The 21,629-nt window shown below is 63.9% G+C and carries 18 protein-coding genes and 1 pseudogene; 11 read left to right on the top strand and 8 right to left on the bottom strand.

Features of this window, described 5'->3' with window-relative positions; all coding sequences use genetic code 11:
• Nucleotides 1–5: 5 nt before the first annotated feature.
• Both pepN and prfB read right to left on the bottom strand, forming a co-directional pair.
• Complete coding sequence (gene pepN / locus ACIQ3Q_RS08985; RefSeq protein WP_396268755.1) at nt 6–2,660, bottom strand: aminopeptidase N; 2,655 nt, start codon at nt 2,658–2,660, stop codon at nt 6–8.
• Between the two features lie 66 nt (nt 2,661–2,726).
• Nucleotides 2,727–3,831, bottom strand: a protein-coding gene (gene prfB, locus ACIQ3Q_RS08990) for a peptide chain release factor 2 (protein ID WP_396268737.1) whose coding sequence is annotated in 2 segments (ribosomal slippage) — nt 2,727–3,749 and nt 3,751–3,831 — 1,104 coding nt in all. Because the reading frame shifts where the segments join, the coding sequence is not laid out codon by codon here.
• A gap of 202 nt (nt 3,832–4,033) precedes the next feature.
• Here prfB and ACIQ3Q_RS08995 point away from each other — a divergent pair.
• From ACIQ3Q_RS08995 to ACIQ3Q_RS09005, 3 genes are read left to right on the top strand one after another with little or no spacing between them, the layout of a single operon-like run.
• A complete protein-coding gene (locus ACIQ3Q_RS08995; RefSeq protein WP_396268738.1) occupies nt 4,034–4,339 on the top strand; it encodes a hypothetical protein in 306 nt (101 codons plus the stop codon).
• Nucleotides 4,340–4,354: 15 nt separating this feature from the next.
• Nucleotides 4,355–4,651 carry a DUF4212 domain-containing protein gene (locus tag ACIQ3Q_RS09000; protein ID WP_396268739.1) on the top strand — a complete coding sequence of 99 codons (297 nt, stop codon included), beginning with the start codon at nt 4,355–4,357 and terminating at the stop codon, nt 4,649–4,651.
• Complete coding sequence (locus ACIQ3Q_RS09005) at nt 4,644–6,770, top strand: VC_2705 family sodium/solute symporter (protein WP_396268740.1); 2,127 nt, start codon at nt 4,644–4,646, stop codon at nt 6,768–6,770. Before ACIQ3Q_RS09000 ends, ACIQ3Q_RS09005 begins: the two co-directional genes overlap by 8 nt.
• Before the next feature lie 20 nt (nt 6,771–6,790).
• Here ACIQ3Q_RS09005 and ACIQ3Q_RS09010 read toward each other — a convergent pair whose 3' ends face one another.
• Genes ACIQ3Q_RS09010 through ACIQ3Q_RS09020 form a run of 3 tightly spaced genes read right to left on the bottom strand, consistent with a single transcriptional unit; the run spans nt 6,791 to nt 11,983 of the window.
• Nucleotides 6,791–7,717: an alpha/beta hydrolase gene (locus tag ACIQ3Q_RS09010; protein ID WP_396268741.1), complete on the bottom strand. Its 927-nt coding sequence runs from the start codon at nt 7,715–7,717 to the stop codon at nt 6,791–6,793.
• Nucleotides 7,714–9,114 carry an ATP-binding protein gene (locus ACIQ3Q_RS09015; protein WP_396268742.1) on the bottom strand — a complete coding sequence of 467 codons (1,401 nt, stop codon included), beginning with the start codon at nt 9,112–9,114 and terminating at the stop codon, nt 7,714–7,716. Before ACIQ3Q_RS09015 ends, ACIQ3Q_RS09010 begins: the two co-directional genes overlap by 4 nt.
• Nucleotides 9,059–11,983 carry a CheR family methyltransferase gene (locus ACIQ3Q_RS09020; RefSeq protein WP_396268743.1) on the bottom strand — a complete coding sequence of 975 codons (2,925 nt, stop codon included), beginning with the start codon at nt 11,981–11,983 and terminating at the stop codon, nt 9,059–9,061. Before ACIQ3Q_RS09020 ends, ACIQ3Q_RS09015 begins: the two co-directional genes overlap by 56 nt.
• Before the next feature lie 117 nt (nt 11,984–12,100).
• Between ACIQ3Q_RS09020 and ACIQ3Q_RS09025 the strand changes: the two are divergent.
• A pseudogene (locus ACIQ3Q_RS09025) lies at nt 12,101–13,900 on the top strand (acyl-CoA synthetase).
• A 158-nt stretch (nt 13,901–14,058) separates the two neighbouring features.
• Nucleotides 14,059–15,684, top strand: a complete 1,626-nt coding sequence (locus ACIQ3Q_RS09030) for a putative bifunctional diguanylate cyclase/phosphodiesterase (protein WP_396268744.1) — start codon at nt 14,059–14,061, stop codon at nt 15,682–15,684.
• 7 nt (nt 15,685–15,691) lie between these two features.
• Here the strand turns inward: ACIQ3Q_RS09030 and ACIQ3Q_RS09035 are convergent, their stop codons facing one another.
• The 3 genes from ACIQ3Q_RS09035 to ACIQ3Q_RS09045 are packed head-to-tail and all read right to left on the bottom strand — an operon-like array spanning nt 15,692 to nt 17,128.
• Nucleotides 15,692–16,339 (bottom strand): hypothetical protein, encoded by a 648-nt coding sequence (locus ACIQ3Q_RS09035; RefSeq protein WP_396268745.1) that lies wholly within the window; start codon nt 16,337–16,339, stop codon nt 15,692–15,694.
• On the bottom strand, nt 16,320–16,550 hold the full coding sequence (locus ACIQ3Q_RS09040; RefSeq protein WP_396268746.1) for a helix-turn-helix domain-containing protein: 231 nt from the start codon (nt 16,548–16,550) through the stop codon (nt 16,320–16,322). The genes ACIQ3Q_RS09035 and ACIQ3Q_RS09040 overlap by 20 nt, the downstream gene beginning before the upstream one ends.
• The gene (locus ACIQ3Q_RS09045) at nt 16,550–17,128 is read right to left on the bottom strand and encodes a DUF2975 domain-containing protein (RefSeq protein WP_396268747.1); all 579 of its coding nucleotides are present in this window, start codon (nt 17,126–17,128) and stop codon (nt 16,550–16,552) included. The genes ACIQ3Q_RS09040 and ACIQ3Q_RS09045 overlap by 1 nt, the downstream gene beginning before the upstream one ends.
• 53 nt (nt 17,129–17,181) lie before the next feature.
• On the opposite strand from ACIQ3Q_RS09045, the gene ACIQ3Q_RS09050 reads away from it, so the two are divergent.
• From ACIQ3Q_RS09050 to ACIQ3Q_RS09075, 6 genes are all read left to right on the top strand, one after another.
• Nucleotides 17,182–17,796: a hypothetical protein gene (locus ACIQ3Q_RS09050; protein WP_396268748.1), complete on the top strand. Its 615-nt coding sequence runs from the start codon at nt 17,182–17,184 to the stop codon at nt 17,794–17,796.
• 42 nt (nt 17,797–17,838) lie between these two features.
• Entirely contained in the window at nt 17,839–18,900 is a 1,062-nt protein-coding gene (locus ACIQ3Q_RS09055) for an aldo/keto reductase (RefSeq protein WP_396268749.1), read from the top strand.
• A gap of 18 nt (nt 18,901–18,918) precedes the next feature.
• Nucleotides 18,919–19,785 (top strand): MaoC family dehydratase N-terminal domain-containing protein, encoded by an 867-nt coding sequence (locus ACIQ3Q_RS09060; RefSeq protein WP_396268750.1) that lies wholly within the window; start codon nt 18,919–18,921, stop codon nt 19,783–19,785.
• A gap of 48 nt (nt 19,786–19,833) precedes the next feature.
• Nucleotides 19,834–20,322, top strand: a complete 489-nt coding sequence (gene ybaK, locus ACIQ3Q_RS09065; RefSeq protein ID WP_396268751.1) for a Cys-tRNA(Pro) deacylase — start codon at nt 19,834–19,836, stop codon at nt 20,320–20,322.
• A 257-nt stretch (nt 20,323–20,579) separates the two neighbouring features.
• On the top strand, nt 20,580–21,119 hold the full coding sequence (locus ACIQ3Q_RS09070) for an MOSC domain-containing protein (protein WP_396268752.1): 540 nt from the start codon (nt 20,580–20,582) through the stop codon (nt 21,117–21,119).
• Between the two features lie 37 nt (nt 21,120–21,156).
• Nucleotides 21,157–21,629 (top strand): DUF2004 domain-containing protein (locus tag ACIQ3Q_RS09075; RefSeq protein ID WP_396268753.1); only part of this gene is annotated, 473 nt, incomplete at its 3' end.

The raw sequence follows: 21,629 nt of genomic DNA on the forward strand, positions 1-21,629 counted from the left end.
TTGATTTAGTCTTGAAGTGCGCGGTCGATGATCTCGCGTGCATCACCGCTGAGCTTGGGCGCTGCGGCCACGCGGCTGATGGCCTCGCGGGCGGCACTGCGGTAAGGCTCGGCCAGATTGCGCCAACGGTCCAGGCCGCGGGCAAAGCGCGAGGCGAGTTGTGGGTTGACACCGTCCATGTCCAACACCTTTTCGGCCCACAGCACATAGCCTGCGGCGTCGCTGCGGTGGAAAGCGGCCTGGTTGATCATCCAACTGAACAGCAGCGCGCGTGCGCGGTTGGGGTTGTTCAGCGTGAAGTCGGGGTGTTGCAGCAGTTGGCGCACACGGGCAAAGACTTTGCCGTCGCGCTCGGGTGCGCCAGCTTGCAGCATGAACCATTTGTCCAGCACCAGCGGGTCGTGTTTGAACTGGGCATGGAAGCGCTGCAGGGCAGGCTCGGCCAAGTCAGCATGGGCATAGACCAGGGCTGTCAGCGCGCCCAGGCGGTCGGTCATGTTGGAGGCATCTTTGCAGCGCTGATAGGCGCGGCCGGGCCAGACGGTGTCGCAGCTGCGTCGGGCGTCGCGCACCAACATGGCCAGGGCCAGGTTGGCCAGAGCGCGGCACCCGCTTTGAGTGGGTACGGGGCTGTAGCCCTCGCGCACTTGGTGGGCATTCCAGGCCCAGGTCCAGTCTTCATGCAGCTTCTCAGCCAATTGGTCGAGCAGGTGCTCGCGCGCCGCGTGCAGGGCTTGCGGGTCCACGCCTTCCGTGGCTTCCATCAAGAAGCGTGTGGAGGGCAGGGTCAGGGCCAGGTCTTTGAAGGCGGGGTCTAGGTCGGGGTGGCGCAGCACGCTGCGCAGGGCCTCCAGATAGGCCGTGTCCACCGGCGTGGGCTGGCCACTGGCGGCAGCGGCCAGCAGGCGGCTGGTGGCCAAGCGCTGGCTGGCTTCCCAGCGGTTGAAGGCGTCAGTGTCATGGGCCAAGAGCACCAGCAGGTCGGCATCGCTCAGGCCATCGTCTAGCACCACCGGGGCTGAAAAATCGCGCAGCAATGAAGGCACGACCTCGGTGCTCAAGCCGGTGAAGGTGAAGCGGTGTTCGTCGCGCGTCATCACCAGCACCCGCTCTGTGCCCTGTACTTGAGACTCATGCTCCAACTGCAAGGGCTGGGCTTGGCCGTTGCGGCCAAACAAAGCCACGCTGACGGGCAGCAGCTGCGGCGCTGCGCCCTTGGGGTTGTGCTGGCTCAGGGTCAGGGTGTAGCTGCCGGACTCGGCGTTGTACTCGCCGCGTGCGGTCAGGCGCGGTGTGCCCGCTTGGGCATACCAGCGCTTGAAGCCATCGAGCGAGGTGGCCAAGTGGCTGGACGGGTTGGCGTCTGCCATAGCCTGCGCAAAGTCGTCGCAGGTCACGGCCTGGCCGTCATGGCGCTGGAAGTACAGCGCCATGCCCGCCGCAAAGCCTTCGCGGCCGACCAAGGTGTGCATCATGCGCACGACCTCGGCCCCCTTTTCATACACGGTGGAGGTGTAGAAGTTGTCGATAGCCTGATAGGCGTCCGGGCGCACCGGGTGAGCCATAGGGCCTGCGTCCTCGGCGAACTGCACTTCGCGCAAGCGGCGCACATCGCCAATGCGGCAGACGGCGCGGCTGCTGGCGCTGCCCGCCATGTCGCGGCTGAACTCCTGGTCGCGGAAGACGGTGAGGCCCTCTTTGAGCGAGAGCTGGAACCAGTCGCGGCAGGTGATGCGGTTGCCCGTCCAGTTGTGGAAGTACTCGTGCGCCACCACGCTTTCAATGCCGTCAAAGTCGGCATCCGTGGCGGTGGCGGCGGTGGCCAGCACAAACTTGGTGTTGAACAGGTTCAGGCCCTTGTTCTCCATCGCGCCCATGTTGAAGTCGTCAACGGCGACGATCATGAAGCGCTCTAAGTCCAGCGGCAGCTTGAAGCGGGCTTCGTCCCAGACCATGGAGGCGATCAGCGAATTCATCGCATGTTCGGTCTTCTCCAAGTCGCCACGCTTCACAAAGATCTGTAGCAAATGGTCTTTGCCCGAGCGGGTGCGCACCCATTGCTCGCGGGCCACCAAGTCGGCGGCCACCACGGCGAACAAGTAGCTGGGCTTGGGGAAGGGGTCGCTCCACTTGGCATAGTGGCGGCCAGCGTCCAAGTCGCCTTGCTCCACCAAGTTGCCGTTAGACAGCAGCACGGGATACTTCTTCTTGTCGGCCCGGAGCGTCACACTGTAGACCGCCATCACATCGGGGCGGTCCAAGAAATAAGTGATGCGTCGGAAGCCCTCGGCTTCGCACTGGGTGAACAGGCCCGAGCCCGAGGCATACAAGCCGCTGAGCTGGGTGTTCTTCTCGGGGGCGATGGTGTTGCGGATCTCCAGCACAAAGCTGTTGGCCTCTGGGGCGTCCAGCACCAGCAGGCCGTCTTCATGGCGGAAGGACACGCTCTGGCCGTCGATCAGCACCCGCAGCAGGTTCAAGTCTTCGCCATGCAGGCGCAAGGCTTGCACGGGCAGGTCGGTGTTGCGCTCGATCTGCAGCTTGCTGGCGACGATGGTCTTGGCACCGTCCAGGTCAAAGGTCAGGTCGGCGGTTCGGATCCAGTAGGCGGGCGCTTGATAGTCGCTGCGCTGGATCACGGGGCTGGCACCTTCACGCATCATGATGGGTCATCCTTCAAAGGGGAGGGAGCGCGCGCAGTGGGGTAGGGCGCGCGCTGGGGTGGCTTAGAGGCCTTGCTTCAAGCTGGCAGCAATAAAGGCATCGAGGTCGCCGTCCAACACCTTTTGGGTGTTGGAGATTTCCACATTGGTGCGCAGGTCCTTGATACGGCTTTGGTCCAGCACGTAAGAGCGAATCTGGTGGCCCCAGCCGACATCGGTCTTGGTGTCTTCCAGTTTTTGCTGCTCTTCCATGCGCTTGCGCATCTCGTGGTCGTAGAGGCGCGAGCGCAGGCGCTTCCAGGCCACATCGCGGTTGCTGTGCTGGCTGCGGCCGTCTTGGCACTGCACCACAATGCCCGTCGGGATGTGGGTCAAGCGCACGGCGGAGTCCGTCTTGTTGATGTGCTGACCGCCCGCGCCCGAAGCGCGGAAGGTGTCGGTGCGCACATCGGACGGGTTGATGTCGATCTCGATCGAGTCATCCACTTCCGGGTAGACAAACAGCGAGGCAAAGCTGGTGTGGCGGCCACCGGCCGAGTCAAACGGGCTCTTGCGCACCAAGCGGTGTACGCCAGTTTCGGTGCGCAGGTGGCCAAAGGCGTACTCACCCTCGACCTTGATGGTGGCGCTCTTCAAGCCGGCCACATCACCCGGGGTTTCGTCTTCCATCGTCGCCTTGAAGCCCTTGCGCTCGCAGTACTTCAGGTACTGGCGCAGCAGCATGCCGGCCCAGTCGCAGGCCTCGGTGCCACCGGCACCGGCTTGAATGTCGATGAAGCAGTTGCTGGGGTCAGCCGGGTTGGAGAACATGCGGCGGAATTCCAGCCGCTCCACGATCTCGCGCAACGAGGCAGTTTCGGCCTCAATGGCTTCCAGGCCGTCGAAGTCTTCTTCGGCCTTGGACATGTCGAACAGCTCGGTGTTGTCCGACAGATTGCCGGTGAGGTGGTTGATGGTGCCGACCACGTCATCCAGTTGTTTTTTCTCTTTGCCCAGTTCTTGCGCCCGCTTGGGGTCGTTCCAGATGTCTGGGTTTTCGAGGGTGGCGTTGACTTCGTTCAGCCGCAGGATTTTGCGGTCGTAGTCAAAGATACCCCCGTAAATCGAGGGTGCGCTGGGTCAGGTCCGAGAGGGTGGTCCCGATCACGTTGATGCGCTCGATGTCCATGATCAATTCCTTGTAATTTGTGGGTTGCCAGCGGCAAACGGGCGATTTTCTCATGTTCCTGCTGGCTTGACGTTGTGCGGGTAAGTCCCGCCCGCTCAGACCCTTGGTCGCCCTACGCGTGGCGCGGGATTGCCCCGACAATGACAGCCTATGTCTTGCCCAAAGCGCTCGGCTTTGGGCCGTGCGAGTGCAGGAGAGGCCCATGTTGATGGCGGCCATGTTGATCAAAATGCTTACCGAAGTGGCTTTGCTGGCTTTGCTGGCGTTGCTGGGGAGGTGGCTCCTGGGCCTGCTGGTGGGTGTGGGCCGCGAACACAACGTGTTCTGGCGCTTGCTGGACGTGGTGGTTTCGCCCGTGCTGAACGCCGTGGGCCGCCTCAGCCAAGGGCGTTTAGGGCCAGGTGGCCAAGCCCGCGCAGCGGCGGCCCTGCTCTTGCTGCTGTGGGTGCTCGCCACTATCACCAAGATTTATCACTGCCTGGCCTTGGGGCCGGGTGCCTGTCGTTGAGTTGCCGCGACATTCATGTCTAGCCCTGCTGATGCCCCCGCCGCACCCTCCCACCTGCCCAATGCGGCGGTGCGGCGGCGCTATTGGCTGCGCAACCGTCGGCTCACGGCAGGGTTGTTGTTCCTGTGGATGGCGGTCACTTTCTTGGTGGCCTTCTTCGCGCGTGAACTGAGCTTCGATTTTTTTGGCTGGCCCTTCAGCTTTTGGATGGCGGCTCAAGGTGCGCCTTTGATGTACTTGGTGCTGGTGCTGGTCTATGCGGCAGCCATGAACCGGCTGGACCGGCGCTATGGGGTGGATGAGGATGACTGAGCCCGCCTTGCCTCCCCTGCCTCCTCGCCGCCCGCCCGGGCCCAAGGCTCAGGCCAGCATGGTGTTCAGGCGCAAGCTCAACTGGGTTTATGGCGGCTATGCGCTGGCCTTCTTGCTGTTTGTGGTGGCGCTCGCCATGCTGGAGCGCTGGGGCTTGTCGCGTCAGCACATTGGCTTCATCTTCTTGGCGGCGCCCATGGTGCTGTATGCCGTGATCGGCGTGATGTGCCGCACCACCGACGCCACCGAGTACTACGTGGCCGGGCGCCGCGTGCCTGCCATCTATAACGGCATGGCCACGGCCGCCGACTGGATGAGCGCAGCCTCCTTCATTGGCATGGCCGGCACGCTCTACCTGACAGGCTATGACGGCCTGGCTTTCATCCTGGGTTGGACGGGCGGCTATTGCTTGGTGGCCTTGCTTCTGGCGCCCTACCTGCGCAAGTTCGGTCAGTTCACCATCCCCGATTTTTTGGGAGCCCGTTATGACGGCAACCTGACCCGTTTGATCGGCCTGTGTGCCACCATCTTGTGCTCCTTCATCTACGTGGTCGCCCAGATTTATGGCGTGGGCCTGATCACCACTCGCCTGACCAGCATCGCCTCATTTGAGGTGGGCGTCTTTCTGGGCTTGGGGGGCATCTTGGTGTGTTCGTTCCTGGGCGGCATGAAGGCGGTGACCTGGACGCAGGTGGCCCAGTACATCGTGCTGGTGGTGGCCTATATGGTGCCGGTGGTGTGGCTGAGCGTGAAGCAAACCGGCAATCCCATCCCGCAGGTGGCCTATGGCTACCAGTTGCAAAAGGTCTCGGAGGCTGAGCAGCGCCTCAAGGTGGACCCTAAAGAGCTGGAGGTGATCGAGGTCTATGCCACCCGGGCCAAGGCCTTGGAAGAGCGCATGCGCGACGTGCCTGGCGCCATGGCGCGCGACCGCGCTGCCGCACAGCAGCGGGTGGATGCCCTCAAGCGTGCGGAGGCGCCCCAGCGTGAGATCCAAGCGGCCGAGCGCGTCTTGGTCGCACTGCCGCGCACCGAGGCTGAGGCCAAGGCCGCGTGGGCTCGCGAGCGTGCTGCGCTGCTGGAGCGGGCCAAGCCGCTGGGCGGCATGCCCGACCACGCGGCGCAGTTTGCGGGCGATCCCAACGGCACTCCCGAAGAGCAGCAGCAATACACCGAGGCGAGGCGCAATTTTCTGGCTTTGGTGTTCTGCTTGATGGTGGGCACGGCCGGCCTGCCCCACATCTTGACCCGCTACTACACCACGCCCTCGGTCAAAGAGGCGCGGGAGTCGGTGTCTTGGTCGCTGCTGTTCATCCTCTTGCTCTACATCACGGCGCCAGCCTTGGCGGTGATGGTCAAGTTCGAGATCTTCACGCATGTCGTGGGCATGCCCTTTGACGCCTTGCCTGCTTGGGTGGCTAATTGGCACAAGGTCGATCCGTCCTTGATGTCGGTCACCGATGTCAACGGCGACGGCTTTTTGCAGCTCGGTGAGATCACGCTGGGAGGCGACATCATCGTGCTGGCCACGCCAGAGATCGCTGGCCTGCCTTTTGTCATCTCGGGCATGGTGGCGGCCGGCGGTCTGGCGGCGGCCCTGTCCACGGCCGATGGCCTGCTGCTGACCATCGCCAATGCACTCTCGCACGACCTTTACTTCAAGGTGGTCAAGCCCGAGGTTTCTACGGGGCGGCGGGTGGTGATGTCCAAGCTGCTGCTCTTGTTGGTCGCTGGCGGGGCGGCTTCACTGGCGGCGCAACGTCCAGCCAACATCTTGTTCTTGGTGTCCGCAGCTTTTTCACTGGCTGCCTCGGCCTTGTTCCCGGTCTTGGTGTTGGGTGTCTTTTGGCGCCGAGCCAATGGCTGGGGCGCGGCCAGCGGCATGCTGGCAGGCTTGGGTGTGACGTTCTGGTACTTGGCCACCACCCATCCATGGCTACGCGGATTGTTTGGGGTGGAAGGCCCGGTGGAGCTATGGTGGGGCATTCAGCCCATTTCAGCCGGTGTCTTTGGGGTGCCAGTTGGGTTTGTGGTGGCCATCGTGGTCAGCTTGCTGACACCGCGCCCCTCCGCTCACACAGAGATCATGGTGGAGTCGCTGCGTTACCCGCGTTCATGAGACAGGGCGAGGCCTTGGGGTCAAAGAAACTGGCGCAGCGCCTGGGCCAAGGCCTCGGGTTGGTCGTGGTGCAGCATGTGGCCAGCCCTTTGCAGCGTGCAGCGCTCTAGCTGGGGCACCTGCGCCAAACGGGCGTCAAAGTCTGCTCTGGGGTAGCGAGCCCCCCACCATTGTTCAAAGGGCGTTTCATCGCCCTCCACCCACAGCGTGGGTGCGGTGATGCGCCGCCAAGCGGCCAACACCTCGTCCAGTCGATAGGGCAGGGCGCTGATGCGCCGGTGCGCGGGGTCTGCATGCAGGTGCCAGAGCCCATCTTCAGCAGGCGCTGCCCACTGCGTGGCCAGCCACTGAGCTCGGTCGTCTGGTAGGCGCGGGTTGGTGTGTTGCAGGCGCTGGGCCACCGCCTCTGCGCTGGCATAGGCCTTCAGGGTCTTGGGCGCTTTGAGGTCGTCCAGCCACTTGGCCAGGTGGGTCGGGGCCGCCTCGGGCTTGGCTTCGGGCAGGCCAAAGCCTTCCAGGTTGATCAGCCGCCGTATGCGAGTTGGGCAGGCCCCCGCATAGCTCATCACGATATTGCCGCCCATGCTGTGGCCGAGCAGGTCGATGGGCAGTTCGGGCGAGAGGGCATCGACCAAGGCGTCCAGATCACCCAGGTAGTCGGCAAAAAGATAATGGTCGCAGGCGGGGCCTTGCGTCAGGCCAAAGCCGCGCCAATCAGGGGCCACGATGGGCCGCTCGCCATCGCCCTGGGCTTGCAGTGCATCCACCAAGAACTGGAAGGACGCGCCCACATCCATGAAGCCATGGCCCAGCACCAGCAAGGGGCGCTCGGGCGTGGCGGTTTGCGGGTCGCCCCAGCAGCGCAGGGCATAACGCCAATGGCTGCGCACGGGCAGATGCAACACATGGGCTTGCCGCAGTGGGCGGTAAGGGGCGAAGGTGCTCAAGAGTTATCGGCCATCCAACGAGGAAGTGTGAGTCTAAAACGGCTGCCCACCCCCACATTGGACCAGGCTTCCAAGCGGCCGCCCATGGCGTCGGCATAGGCCTTGCAAATGCTGAGGCCAAGCCCAAAGCCGCGCGAGCCGGATTGCTCAGCCCCCAATCGGTTGAAGGGCTCGAAGAGATGGGCCAGTTGGGCCTCGCTCAGGCCAATGCCGCTGTCCTCGACCTCGACCCAACCCTCTTTGCTGTTGTGCCCTAAACGAATCTTCACTTGACCGCCTTGGCGGTTGTACTTGACGGCGTTGGACACCAAGTTGGTCAAGATGTGTCGCACCCGCCGCGAATCAGCCCGCAAGTCCGGGGCGTCTGCAGGCAGGTCGGCTTTGAGCGTCAAGCCCATGGGGTTCGCCATGGGTTCATGCTGGGCCAAGACGGTGGGCACCAGCACCGCGATTGAGGTTGGCCCCATGCACAGTTCTAAGTGCCCTGATTCTGCGCGGTTGAAGTCCAGCATTTCTTCCACCAACTCCAGCAGTTGTTTGCTGGCGGTGCTGATGTGCTGCAGATACTCGCTGCGCTTGTCTTGGCTGCCAGGCAGGTCCATTTGCAGCAGTTGGCTAAAGCCTTGCACGGCGTTCAAGGGGGTGCGCAACTCATGGCTGACGCGCGACAACAGTTGCGTCTTGGTCTGGGCTGCGTGCTCGGCCAGACGCCGCTCTTGCTCGGCGTCACGCGCACGCTCCTGTGCCTCGCGGGCCAGGCGGCGGTCTGTCAGGTCGACGATCACGCAGGCCAGTTCAATGGCCCGTGCGCCTTCGTCTCGGGGGCGCACGCGCGTCAGGCGCAACTCGGCCCACACCTGGCGCCCGTCCAGGCAGACCAGAGCCGCTTCGTCCAGCTTGGCCCGGCCTTGGCTGATGGCGGCCGTTAAGGCCAGGCGCAGGCGCACGCCCGCATCGCCTTCGGGGAAAAGGCGCGAGAGCAACAGCAAGGCGGCTGTCTCTTCTCTGATGTGCCCAATCAGGCGCAGGGCTTCGTCATTGGCTTCAATGATCGCGCCATGCCGATTCAGCAGCAGCACAGGCACTGGCAGGCCATGCAGCAACTGGGCCTGCCAGGCGCAGAACTGCTCGACCTGGGCCAGCATGTCGCGGGTCTGCAGCGCTTGCTCTTCAAAGCCTTGAGCATGCAGGCGCCAGGCTTCATCCATGGCCTGCGCGGGCTGGCTGTGGCCCTGTTCCAGCAGCGCGCGCGCGCGCTCTGGGGCATGCTCGCTCAGGGCATTCAAGGCCAGAGCCAGCAAGCCCACATGGGCATGGTCTTCCAGCTCTTTGGCGGAGGGCTCAGGCCGCATGGTGGCGGCCCAGATGCGGCCAAGTGCCGAGCGACGGAGAGACATCGAAGTGCGTCACCACCAAACCGTCTTCCACGCCGGACAAGGGGCGCACATGCATCACGAACCAGCGCTCTTGCTCAGGGCTGTGGCAAGGATAAGTCAGGGTGTAGTCCTGCTGACGACCCGACATGACCTCTTGCAGGTTGCGCAAGATCTCAGGCGCCTGCGGGTCGGTCGAGCGGGCCAGCACCGCCAGGTAGTTGGCGCCAATGCCGCAATCCAGGTCTGGGTTGCCGCCGTTCTGCCGCGCAAAAGAATTCCAGGCCCGGTTCACCAGCCGGATGGTGCCTTGCAAATCCACCACGGCCACATGCTCGGGCAGAGAGTCAATCAGGTCCTGCAGGCGCGAAGCGTCTCGCAAGCGGGTGATGTCGATGAAGCTCATCACCGCCCGGCGCCAGTTGCTGCCATTGCGCTGGCCGTAGGCCAGCACGCGTGCCAAGTACCAAGAGCCATGGGGGCCTGGCACTTCTCGTTCGACGACCTCACCCGTGGCCAAGGTCTTGCGCAGGTCTTCGCTGAGTTCGGGGTAGATCAACAGGCTGTTGAAGTCTTCAATCGAGCGGCCGACATCGCTGGGCCGCAAACGGAAGAGCAAGGTGGCCTCGGGGGTGAAGCGCACCAGCGAGAGGTCATTGTTGACGAACAAGGTCGCAATGCCCGTGGATTGCGCCATGCCTTCCAAGTCGGCGTTCAGGGCAGACAGCGCATCGAGCTTGGCGTTGTATTCCGCGTTGACGGTGTAGAGCTCTTCATTGACCGACTGCAGCTCTTCATTGGTGCTCTGCAACTCCTCGTTAGAGGACATCAACTCCTCGTTGGTGGCCTGGAGTTCTTCATTCGAGGCTTCCAGTTCTTCGATCGTGCTTTGCAGGCCTTGTCGCGTGGCTTGCAACTCGCGCTCGAGGGCGGCCAAACGGTCCATCTCCACGGCGTCCAGCGGCACTTGAGGTGCGCTGATGGCCATGTCCAGCAGTTCTTCGAGAGACAGCACCACACACAGGGTTTCGGTCTCTAAGGTCACCGGGTGCGCCACCACGCTGATGGTGCGCTCTTGGCCATCGACATCCACCTGAATGGGCGGAACCCGATGCGCCTTGCCCTCGCGCAAGGCGCATTGCATGGCATGTGCCGCCAGCGGCCCCAGTCGGGGCGGCAGCAGGCGCAAAGCATCGAGGTTGACAGAGCCTTCCGGCACCCTCAAAAAGCGCTGTGCCGGACCCCAGGTGTGCAGCAGTTGCCGCTGTGAATTGATCAACAAACAGGCCGGCAAATAGGCCTGCATCAGTTGCGATTGCGCGGCCTCCACCACGCTTTGGGCCAAAGGCTGCGGCGGGCTGGACCCATGGCGCAGAATAGTGGGCGGTGAAGCCCGGCCAAAGCCATCGTGCAAAGCCAGCGAGGTGATGACCGGCCGCTGCAAGCGATAGATCTTGTGGCTGCTGTCCAGCACTTCAAAGTCGGCCTGTAGCGGCCCCAAGGACTCGCTGGAGCCCAAGAAGAGCACGCCCTGGGCGTTCAGCGCATATTGCAAGCGGCGCATCACCCGCTCTTGGGCTTCGGCCTGAAAGTAGATCAGTGTGTTGCGGCAGACCACCAAGTCCATCTTGGTGAAGGGTGCATCGTCCAGCAAGTTGTGCCGGGCAAACAGCACGATCTGGCGCAACTCAGGCTTCACCACCAAGCGGTCATCTTGCTGAGTGAAGTAGCGCCCCACCCGCTCCGCGCCCAGGCTTTCGGCCAGCCCTGCGGGGTAGCTGCCGGCGGAGGCCAAATCCAGCACGCGCTGGTCTACATCGGTGGCAAACACTTTCACGCCGGGCCAGTTCTGCGCCAGTTGGCAGGCCTCCAGCAGCAAGATGCCCAGCGAGTAAGCCTCTTCACCCGTGGCGCAACCAGCACTCCAGACACGCAGCGGGCGGTTGGCGGGCTGTTGGCGCACCATGGGCACCAGCACTTGATGCAGCAAGATCTTGAAGGCTGCAGCGTCGCGGAAAAAGCTGGTAACCGGGATCAGCAGCTCCCGGCGCAACTGCTCGCGTTCTTCCTGCGACTCCGCCAGGCGGTCGGCGTAGTCGGAGACATCCATGCAGCCCAGCACCAGCAGGCGTCGCTCAATGCGGCGCAGCACGGTGGGCAGCTTGTACTGGTTGAAGTCGATGCCGCTTTGCGCAAACAGGTTTTCAAACACGCGCTGCAGGGCCGGGCGCATGCTTTGGGCCGGCAGCAGCTCGCTGTGGCCCAGGCGGCCGGTGCGGCCCCGCACAATCTCCAGGGCGCGTGCCGCCAGCTCTTCGGGCGAACCTACGGCATCGGCCTGGGTGGCCGCCAAGGCGCTGCGAGGCATGGAATCGAACTTGGCGCTGTCTGGCGCTTGCACCAGCACATAGCCGCCTTGGGCACGCAGGGTTGAAGCGCCGAGTGCGCCATCGGAGCCCGAGCCAGACAACACCACGCCCACCGCATGGTCACCCACGCTTTGGGCCAGCGAGATGAAGAAGTGGTCAATCGGCAGCGTGACGCCGTGGGCGGGCTTGGGCTCAAAGTGAATGCAGCCGTGCACCAGGGTCATCATGACTCCCGGCGGCAGCAGGTAGACCACGTCGGGTTGCAGGGCAGCGCCTTCTTCGCCGGTGGTGACGGTGAGCGCGGTGTGGCGCCCCAGCAGCTCCGGCATCATCGAGCGGTGATCGGCCGCCAAGTGCTGCAGCACCACAAAAGCGGCCTGCGTAGGCAGAGTCAGCGAGGAGAAGAACCGCTGCAAGGCCTCCAAGCCTCCGGCGGATGCCCCCACCGCCACCACCCAGGTTTCGCTCGCCATCTCGGCGGGCAAGGGTGCATGGGGGAGCTGGGCTGTGGATTCCTCTTCCATGGCACTCCGTTTTTTGGGATCAAGAGCGAATTCTGTCTGAATTCGACGGGGGGGTGAGGGTTTTTACGAGAGCCAGAGTTGAGTTGGGTCAGGAAGATCAGCGGTACGCTTGCATTCATGTTGACCCTTCAAGCTTCGTCCCGCCCTGCGCATCAGCGCTTGCACCAAGCCTTTGAGTGGCAGGTGCCCACTTGGTTCAATCTGGCTGAAGTGTGCTGCCATCGCTGGGCGCGCAGCCACCCTCGCGCCGTGGCCTTGCGCATTGAGCATGACAACGGCAGCACCACCCTGGTGCGTTTTGCCGCCTTGCAGGCGCAGGCCAATCGCCTGAGCGCGGGATTGCGCCGCTTGGGTGTGCGCCGCGGCGACCGCGTGGCCGTGGTGATGCCCCAGCGCGTGGAGACGGCGGTGGCTCACATCGCCATTGCCCAGTTGGGTGCCGTGGCCATGCCGCTGTCCATGTTGTTTGGGCCGGATGCGCTGGAGTACCGCTTCAATGACAGCTAGGCGGCCGTCGCCTTGGTGGACGAATCGGCTATCGCCGCTGTGCGAGCGGCGCGCCCCGCCTGTCCGGGCCTGAAGACCGTGGTGGCCGTGGGCCAAGCTGCCGGCCTGGGCGATATTGACTGGACGGCCACCTTGGCACGAGAGTCTGGGCAGTTCACCGCAGTGCGCACCAAGGCCGACGAGGCGGCGGTGCTGATCTACACCAGCGGCACCACGGGGCCGCCCAAGGGCGCCTTGATCCCGCACCGCGCCCTGATCGGCAACCTGAGTGGCTTTGTCTGCAGCCAAAACCTGTTGCTGGGCACTGGGCCGCGCGCGCCCACCACGCCGGGCCAGCGCACCCCGGCGCTAGCCCCCGGCGGCGTGCCCAAAGACGCCGTGTTTTGGAGCCCTGCTGACTGGGCCTGGACGGGCGGCCTGATGGATGCGCTCTTGCCCTGCCTGTACTTTGCCCTGCCCATCGTCGCCTTTGCAGGGCGCTTCACCCCACAGCGTGCGTTCGAGCTGATGCAGCGGCATCGGGTGACGAACACCTTTCTCTTTCCCACTGCGCTCAAGGCCATGATGAAGGCCGTGCCCCAGCCACGCCAGCACTTTGCGCTGCGCTTGCGCGCCGTGATGAGCGCGGGCGAGGCGGTGGGCGATGCCGTCTTCCATTGGTGTGAGCGCGAGTTGGGCGTGGTGGTCAACGAGATGTTTGGCCAGACCGAGATCAACTACATCGTAGGCAATTGCAGCCAAGGGGTGGGCACCAACGGGTGCCTGGGGCCTGACGGGGCGGTGGGCTGGCCGGCCAAGCCCGGCAGCATGGGCAAGGCCTATCCCGGCCACCGGGTAGCGGTGATCGACGATGCGGGCCAAGAATGCCCGCGCGGCACGCCGGGCGATGTGGCGGTGCACCGCCTGGATGTGCACGGCCAACCCGACCCCGTATTCTTCTTGGGTTACTGGAAGCGCGACGACGCCACCCGGGCCAAGTTCACCGGTGCGATGGACAGCAGTTGGTGCCGCACGGGCGACACCGCCGTGATGGATGAAGACGGCTACCTTTGGTACCAAGGACGCAGCGACGATGTCTTCAAGGCGGCGGGCTATCGCATCGGCCCCAGTGAGGTCGAGAACTGCCTGGTCAAACACCCGGCGGTGGCCAATGCCGCTGTGGTGCCCAAACCCGACGCCGAGCGCGGCGCGGTAGTCAAGGCCTATGTCGTCTTGGCCCCTGGGGTGGCGGGTGATGCGGCCCTGGTGGAGTCTCTGCAAGCTCATGTGCGCGGCCAGTTGGCGCCTTATGAGTACCCCAAAGAGATCGAGTTCATCGACGCTTTACCCATGACGACCACCGGCAAGGTGCAGCGCCGCGTGCTGCGGCTGCAAGAGGAAGAACGCGCCGCCGCGCGCCGCAGCAGCTGACAGGCCTGCGCAGTGTGGAAAGTGCACGCTTTCCGCACCGCTGGCGACTCAATCCAGAGAGGGCTGGCCCGATAGGGGGCGGTGATGAACCGCTCTCGCCCCTCCACCATGAATCGCCCGCTTCGCTTCGTTTTCTGCTCAACGGGGGAGGTGCGTCTATGAGCGCACCCGTGTTGATGGACGGCGGCGAGACCCATCACGCCAGCAGCGCACTGCTGAGTCGCCTGCAGTGGCACTCCAGGGGGGCGGTGATCTGGGCCACGCTGGGGGCCGTGGTGGCGGTGAACGCAGCCGCCTTTGGCTTGGCGCACACCGGCCTGACCGCCACCATGCAGACGCTGGCACTGGCGCTGTTCAGCGTGGTGGCTGCGGGGCTTGCCTGCGCTGGGGTGCTCCTATTCACGGGCCGGCTGCGCACAGACGTGCAGCAGATCGCCGAAACCTTGGATGAGCTGGCCTACAAGGACTGTGTGACGGGCCTGTTCAACCGCCATGCCGCCATGGCCCACTTGCAAGAAGCTATTCGAACCGGGTCCCCATCAGACCCAGGTTTGTCGGTTGTGACCTTTGACCTTGACGACTTCAAACTCATCAACGACACCTTGGGCCACGCCGTGGGGGACGAGGTGCTGCGCTTGGTCGCTTCGCGGCTGCAAGAAACCTTGCGGCCCGGTGCCCGCGCCTATCGTTTTGGCGGCGATGAGTTTGTGGTGATCTGCCCTTGCGATGTGGGCTTTGCAGACCCGCTGCGCTATGGCGGCATGGTGCAGCGCGCACTGTCGGGCTTGACCTGGCTGGACGGCCACGAGCTGAACCTCACCGGCTCGGTGGGGGTGGCGCGCTACCCGCTGGATGGCAGCAGCCCGCAAGACGTGGTGCGCGCCTCTGACATTGCCATGTACGAGGCCAAGTCACGCGGCAAAGGCCATTTGGTGGTGTTTGCTCAAGGCCTGCGCTTGGCCACTGAGCACCGCGTGCAGCTTGAATCCGAACTGCGCCGCGCCCTGCGTGAGGGCGAAATGCGGCTGACCTATCAACCCATTGTCGAGCTGAGCACGGGCCGTGTGTTGGCCGCCGAGGCCTTGATCCGCTGGCAGCACCCCGAGCGCGGCCTGCTGATGCCCAGCGACTTCATTGACGTGGCGGAGCGCTCTGGCCTGATTGTGGAATTGGGCGGCTGGGTGCTGGAGCAAGCGGCCTTGCAACTGGCGCATTGGCAGCAGTGCGGCTTGACCGAGCTGCATGTGGCGGTCAATGTCTCCGCACGCCAGTTGCGGGGCGGCTTCATCACCCGTCAGTACGAGCATGCCGTGGCGCTCTCACAGTGCAACCCGACCTGTCTGGAGCTGGAGCTGACCGAGCACACCCTCATCGAAGACCTGGAAGACAGCGTGCGCCTGCTGCATGACCTGCGGCGCCGTGGCGTGACCTTGGCCATCGACGACTTCGGCACGGGCTTGTCGTCGCTGGCTTACTTGAAGCGCCTGCCGGTGGGCAAGCTCAAGATTGACCGCAGCTTTGTGGCCGGCCTGCCGCAAGACTCGGGCGATCGGGCCATCGTGACGGCCGCTCTCTCAGTGGCCCGGGCCATGGACTTGACGGTGGTGGCCGAAGGGGTGGAGACCCCGCGCCAAGCGCGTTGCCTGCGCGAACTGGGGTGCGCCCAAGCGCAGGGCTTTTTGTATGGCAAGCCCATGAACCCCAGTGAGTTGATGGCCTTGGCCCTGGCCGGGGCGAGCGAGCCGCCAATTGACTCGCGGCCGCAGGCATTGCTGCCCGTTTGAGGCCGCGCTATTTGGAAGCGCACTTGCCTGCGGCGGCGGCATAGGCCAAGGCGGGCAGGCTGAGCAGCCCGCCACCACTGCCCGCAAACTCACCCTTCAGGCAGTCCCCTTTTGCGCCTTGCTTCACGCCCTCCGCCAAGGCCGTGTCTTGGCGTTGCAGGGCGATGTCGGTGGCTGCCTCTGCCCTCTCGGCCAGCAAGGGCTGTTGCCCCGTCTGCCGCAGGGCTTGTCGGGTGGCCTCGCTGCGCATCAGGGCGCCCATGCTGGTGCTGCTGGGCGCGGCGGGCTCCGGGGCCGAGGCTGCGGGCAGCAGGCTCAATGTGGTGCTTTGGGCCGGGGTGAGGGGCTGAGTGCTGGGCTCTGAAGGCCGTGTGGGCCGCTCGCGCGGCGCGGCTGCCTGCATAGATGGCTGGGTGCTGCTGGGTCGCTTGGGGCTGGCGCTGGGCGCCTGTGGCGCGGTGGTGGCAGGGGGAGGGGCCGGCAGCACCCAGCTCAGGGTGGTTCTGGTGGCGGGCGCGTGCGTGCCCACGCTGACCCGCCCGGTGTGCTGTAACCACGCTAGCAAAAGCAGTGCATGCAGCGCCAACACCACTGCGGCCGCCCGGTGGCGGCCTGATGAAGCGCGCGTGCCCCATTCAGCCCGGTGCGGGTGCATCGTCGTCTCCGGCTTGGTAGCTCAGCAGGTCGCCGGGCTGGCATTCCAGCACCGCGCAGATGGCGGCCAGGGTGTCAAAGCGCACCCCGCGCACCTTGCCCGACTTGAGCAGCGAGATGTTCACCTCGGAGATGCCGACCCGCTCGGCCAGCTCGCGCGAGCGCATCTTGCGGCGGGCCAGCATCACATCCAAGTTCACCAGGATGGGCATCAGACAAAGCCCTCGTTCTCTTGCGCGGCGCGGGCGGCTTCTCGCATCACCCGGGCCAGGGCCACAAACACCAAGGCCAGCAAGATCAGGGGGTAATCGTCGGTGCCCAGTGACACCGTCAAAACGCGTTGGCCCGGCGGGTTTTGCAGGGTGACGGCCACCCACATCGCGGCGCGCTCCATCGGCTGCAGCACCGCCAGCGCGGCCACGCCCCAGCCCCAGCGCTGCCAGCACTGCAAGGCCTTGTCCGAGAACAAGCGCCCGGCACGGAACTCTGCAAACAAGCCCCACAACTGCCACAGCAAGGCGCACTGCACCACCAGCACGGGCACGTTCACCAGCACCATGCGCTGCAGGGTCTCAAAGGTGGGCGGGCCACTCAGCTTGCTCAGCAAGCTGTTGCCCGCGCAGCTGTAATCGTTGCTCAACAGGTGCTGGGCATTCCACAGCGGTGACAGCGCCATGGACACGGCTGCAACGGCGCCAATGATGCACAGCACCTGTACGGCCACAGAAAGCGTGCGCAGGCGCTGGGCCAAGCTGCGGTGAGGGGTAGGGCTTGTGCGCTCAGAATTCATGATGTTTAATGTAAAACGATAAAAACATATCGTCAAACACTTTGACCCTGACCATGACACGCCTCAAACCCGCACGTTCACGCAGCGCTTGGCTCGCCCTCGTCTTGGCCCTGACCTTGGCGGCGTGCACGCAAGTGCCGCTGCGCTCGCTGTGGCAGCTCAGGCAGCTCGATTGGCAGCAACTCGACCCCGCCATGCTGCTGGCACTGGCCTATCTGCCCGATGGCATAGAGCCCCGGCCCGATGCCGCCGTCATCGTGATCAAGGCTGAGCGGGGCAATGCCGCCGCCGAGGTGATGGAGGAGCGCTTGCTGCTGCGCCCCTTGAACGCGGTGCCCCCAGATTTGCGGCCCGAGGCGCCTGGTCGCAAAGGCAAGTGGTTGGCCCTGGGCTTGGATGCGCAGCAGCAGGCCCGCTTCTTCGCCTTGCGGACCACCCTCCAAAGCTGGAAGGCGCAAGACGGCGCACAGGCCAAGCGCAAGCTGTCCCTGGCGCTGGAGCCTCAGTTCTGCCGCCGCACCACGGCCCAGATGCCGGATGTCAGCTCCTTGCGGGTCAGTGCCTGGCTGCGCTGGCAGGCACAGCAAGCGCCCGTGCTGCTCTTGGACGAGGCGGGCTTGGCAGATTTGTCTGAGCGCCCGGCCAGCACGGCCATGCCCCTGTGCTGAGATGCGGCACACTGAGCGGATAACAACCGCCTTCTGCCGACCATGCAAACCCTCCGCCTCGGCCTCAGCGACCTCCACATCACGCCCATCGGCCTGGGCACCATGACCTTTGGTGAGCAGGTCGGCACCGAGCAGGCCCATGCCATCCTCGACCGCGCCCTGGACCTGGGCATCACGCTGCTGGACACCGCCGAGATGTACTCCGTGCCGGCCCGGGCCGAGACCTTTGGCGCCACCGAGACCATCCTCGGTCAGTGGTTTGCCAAGCGCCCAGAAGTGCGCCAAAAAGTGGTGCTGGCCACCAAGGTGGCAGGCCCGTCGCGGGGCATGCCGTGGATCCGCGGCGGTGCGGCCGACCTCAAGCCCGAGCACATCATCCAAGCCTGTGAAGACAGCCTGCGGCGCCTGCAGACCGAGGTGATCGACCTCTACCAGATCCACTGGCCCAACCGCCATGTGCCGGCCTTTGGTGGCATTTACTTCGACCCCAGCAAGGTCAGCGAGCAAACCGGCATCGAGGCCCAACTGCGGGCACTCGACCAACTGGTGCGCGAGGGCAAAGTGCGCACTATTGGCCTGTCCAATGAGTCTCCCTGGGGCGTGATGAGCTTCATCAAAGTGGCCGAGCAGATGGGCCTGCCGCGCATTGCCTCGGTGCAAAACCCCTACGCTCTGGTGAACCGCACGTTGGACAACGGCTTGGACGAAGTGCTGTTCCACGAGCAAGTGGGTTTGCTGGCTTACTCGCCGCTGGGCTTTGGCAGCCTGACGGGCAAGTACGACGGCCCTGGCTTTGACCCCGCCCAGCCGCAACTCGGCCGCCTGGCTCAGTTTGAAACCATGCGCAAGCAGCGCTGGGCCCGCCCCGAGGCCTTGGTGGCTGCCCGCCGCTACAACGCCTTGGCGCGAGAGCATGGTCTGACCCCCGCACAGATGGCCCTGGCTTTTTGCTATCGCAACTGGCGCGTGGCCAGCACCCTGATCGGCGTGACCAGCCTGGCGCAGTTGGAAGACTGCGTCGCCGCCTGGCCCACCACCTTGTCGCCCGAGCTGCTGGCCGCCATCGACGCCATCCGCTGGGAGCTGCGCGACCCGGCGCAGTGAACATGAACAGCAACGACCATGGATTTGGACGCGCTTGAAACCACCTTAGCGGCCTGGGTGGGCCGCAGCGAAACCCGCCGCGACACACTGACCGTGACACCCGCGCTGGCGCTGGCCGCCACGCTGGACCACTCAGCCGACCGCTACGAAGCGGGCACGGCCTTGCCGCCCTTGTGGCACTGGCTGTACTTTTTGCCCCTGCACGCCCAAAGCGAGATCGGCCCCGACGGCCATGCCCAACGCGGCGGTTTCATGCCGCCCGTGCCTCTGCCGCGCCGCATGTGGGCCGGCAGCCAGTTTGAATTCCATCACCCGCTGCACCTGGGTGACGCGGTGGAACGCACCTCCACCATCGCCAGCGTCAAGGTCAAGCAGGGCCGCACCGGGCCGCTGGTGTTTGTGAAGGTCAAGCACGAGGTCCGCCGCCAAGGGCAGATGGAAGTGGCCATCACCGAGTTCCACGACATCGTCTACCGCGAGGCCTGGCGGCCGGATGATGTGGAACCTCCACCCATTGCAGCTTCGAGCGAAGCCGCTTGGCAGCGCCGCATCGTGCCGGACGACGGCCTGCTGTTCCGCTACAGCGCGCTGACCTTCAATGGCCACCGCATCCACTATGACCGCCGATATGTGACCGAGGTCGAGGGCTACCCCGGCTTGATCGTCCATGGCCCGCTGATCGCCACACTGCTGATGGACCTGCTGCGCCGCCAGCAGCCCAGCGCCGAGGTTGCCCGCTTTGAGTTCAAGGCGGTGCGCCCCACGTTTGATTTGCACCCCTTCCAGCTTCAGGGCCAACCCAGCCCAGACGGCCGCAGCGTGCACCTGTGGGCGCAAGACCATGAAGGCTGGCTGACCATGGACGCCACCGCCACCTTGCGTTGAGCGTTACAAAGCGAGAGAGATTCAGAGAGATAGACAGAGAGAAGCCGCATGGCCAAGAAAGACAAACACGTCAGCGAAACCCCCGCGACCCAATGGCTCAAAGCCCGGGGCGTGAGCTTCAGCACCCACCCGTATGACTACGTGGACAAGGGCGGCACGGCCGAGTCGGCCAAGCAACTGGGTTGGGACGAACATGCCGTCATCAAGACCCTGGTGATGCAAGATGACAAAGCCGAGCCGCTGATCATCCTGATGCACGGCGACAAGCAAGTCAGCACCAAGAACCTGGCCCGCGCCATCGGCGCCAAAAGTGTAGAGCCCTGCAAACCCGAAGTGGCCCAGCGCCACAGCGGCTATCTTGTCGGCGGCACATCACCCTTTGGCACCCGCAAAGACTTGCCGGTCTATGTGGAGCAAAGCATCTTGGCCTTACCCGCCATCCTCATCAACGGCGGCCAGCGCGGCTACCTGGTGGGCATTGCGCCCACCGTGCTGACGGAGGTGCTGGGGGCCAAGGCGGTGGAGTGTGCGATTTGAGGTGGCAGCGCAGATCCAGCCAAGGTCGTTTGCATAGCGATTCAATTTCGGGTCTACCTTGGAGAATTGCCGCGATTGCGGGCGCAGTATCCGCTCATTCAGAGGGTTAAATCTGCCGCTGATGCCATCCCTTCAAAGGGCGTCACAAGGCGACTTGAGCGGGCTATAGTGCCTCCAAGACCTGCAGCAAGTTGGCAGTTGAATGATTTCCAGCAAACATCCAGTCCACTTACCTTTGACGTTGAATGATTAGAACTATGCAAGCATTCGTAGTGGCAGTGCACAAGAGCCCCGAGCATGAGTTTTCCAAGGTTGGCGTCGATGAAATCTGCTTGATCGAAGGTCGAGGAGTCGAGGGTGATGCACATTTTGGTGAGACGATTCAGCATCGGTCTAGAGTTGCCAAAGATCCATCTCAGCCCAATTTGCGCCAAGTGCATCTGATTCACACTGAACTGTTGAATGAGTTGGCTGCAGACGGACTGCGGGTACAACCGGGCGACATGGGTGAGAACATCACCACGGTCGGAGTCCCACTGTTGCAAGTGTCAGCAGGAACGCTGCTCCGCATTGGCGAATCCGCTGTCGTGCGAATCACGGGCTTGCGCAATCCCTGCGCTCAAATTGAGAACTTCATGCCAGGCTTGCTTGCCAATGTCCTCGACAAACGTACCGATGGTGCGCTTGTGCGCAAAGCGGGTGTGATGGGAGTGGTTGTCCGGTCTGGTCTTGTGAGGGCCGGTGATGCCATTGCCTGCGTACATCCAGCGGAACACGTGCCTTTGGTGCCAGTCTAGTCCCCCGTCAAAGTCCATTTCTAGGAGTGCAAACTCAATGATCCGTTTCTCCTTTCCGTCTGTTGGCAGCCTTGACTTCCCCAATGCACCAGACGGCTATTGGGAGTTCCCGCTGAAGTTTGCAGATCGTGATGTGAGGCTGGACGTCAACGTCAGAGATGGTCAGATATCTGTGGCCATGTTTGAGAAGGTCAAGCCTTTTGTTGTCGACATTGCCCGCTTTGACTCAGCCGCAAGAAGCGCGATTCGAGTGGATTTCGGCGAGGATTCAGAAGGCTCAAGCAGTCTCTACTTGAGCCACCACGCCGAGGAATTCAGTGACGAAGAAAGAGCACAGCACTTTGGTTCGAGGGACGTGAACAGTCTCGGAGTTGAGGAGTTGCTCAAGGCTATTCATTTGAAGAGGATCGGCCTGTATCCAGAATCTGATGGCTACGTGGCGGTCTTCGACTACACGATAGGCGAAGGTGCGACACATTACGTGCTGGCGATTGAGTTCGGGGCAACTGG

It is taken from the genome of Ideonella sp. (assembly GCF_044358605.1).
GTDB lineage: Bacteria > Pseudomonadota > Gammaproteobacteria > Burkholderiales > Burkholderiaceae_C > Ideonella.

Bases quoted from the DNA above. Each gene is read 5' to 3' on its own strand.
- pepN (WP_396268755.1), bottom strand. From the start codon at position 2,660: ATGCGTGAAGGTGCCAGCCCCGTGATCCAGCGCAGCGACTATCAAGCG.
- ACIQ3Q_RS08995 (WP_396268738.1), top strand. From the start codon at position 4,034: ATGTTGATGGCGGCCATGTTGATCAAAATGCTTACCGAAGTGGCTTTG.
- ACIQ3Q_RS09000 (WP_396268739.1), top strand. From the start codon at position 4,355: ATGTCTAGCCCTGCTGATGCCCCCGCCGCACCCTCCCACCTGCCCAAT.
- ACIQ3Q_RS09005 (WP_396268740.1), top strand. From the start codon at position 4,644: ATGACTGAGCCCGCCTTGCCTCCCCTGCCTCCTCGCCGCCCGCCCGGG.
- ACIQ3Q_RS09015 (WP_396268742.1), bottom strand. From the start codon at position 9,114: ATGTCTCTCCGTCGCTCGGCACTTGGCCGCATCTGGGCCGCCACCATG.
- ACIQ3Q_RS09020 (WP_396268743.1), bottom strand. From the start codon at position 11,983: ATGGAAGAGGAATCCACAGCCCAGCTCCCCCATGCACCCTTGCCCGCC.
- ACIQ3Q_RS09030 (WP_396268744.1), top strand. From the start codon at position 14,059: ATGAGCGCACCCGTGTTGATGGACGGCGGCGAGACCCATCACGCCAGC.
- ACIQ3Q_RS09035 (WP_396268745.1), bottom strand. From the start codon at position 16,339: ATGCACCCGCACCGGGCTGAATGGGGCACGCGCGCTTCATCAGGCCGC.
- ACIQ3Q_RS09040 (WP_396268746.1), bottom strand. From the start codon at position 16,550: ATGCCCATCCTGGTGAACTTGGATGTGATGCTGGCCCGCCGCAAGATG.
- ACIQ3Q_RS09045 (WP_396268747.1), bottom strand. From the start codon at position 17,128: ATGAATTCTGAGCGCACAAGCCCTACCCCTCACCGCAGCTTGGCCCAG.
- ACIQ3Q_RS09050 (WP_396268748.1), top strand. From the start codon at position 17,182: ATGACACGCCTCAAACCCGCACGTTCACGCAGCGCTTGGCTCGCCCTC.
- ACIQ3Q_RS09055 (WP_396268749.1), top strand. From the start codon at position 17,839: ATGCAAACCCTCCGCCTCGGCCTCAGCGACCTCCACATCACGCCCATC.
- ACIQ3Q_RS09060 (WP_396268750.1), top strand. From the start codon at position 18,919: ATGGATTTGGACGCGCTTGAAACCACCTTAGCGGCCTGGGTGGGCCGC.
- ybaK (WP_396268751.1), top strand. From the start codon at position 19,834: ATGGCCAAGAAAGACAAACACGTCAGCGAAACCCCCGCGACCCAATGG.
- ACIQ3Q_RS09070 (WP_396268752.1), top strand. From the start codon at position 20,580: ATGCAAGCATTCGTAGTGGCAGTGCACAAGAGCCCCGAGCATGAGTTT.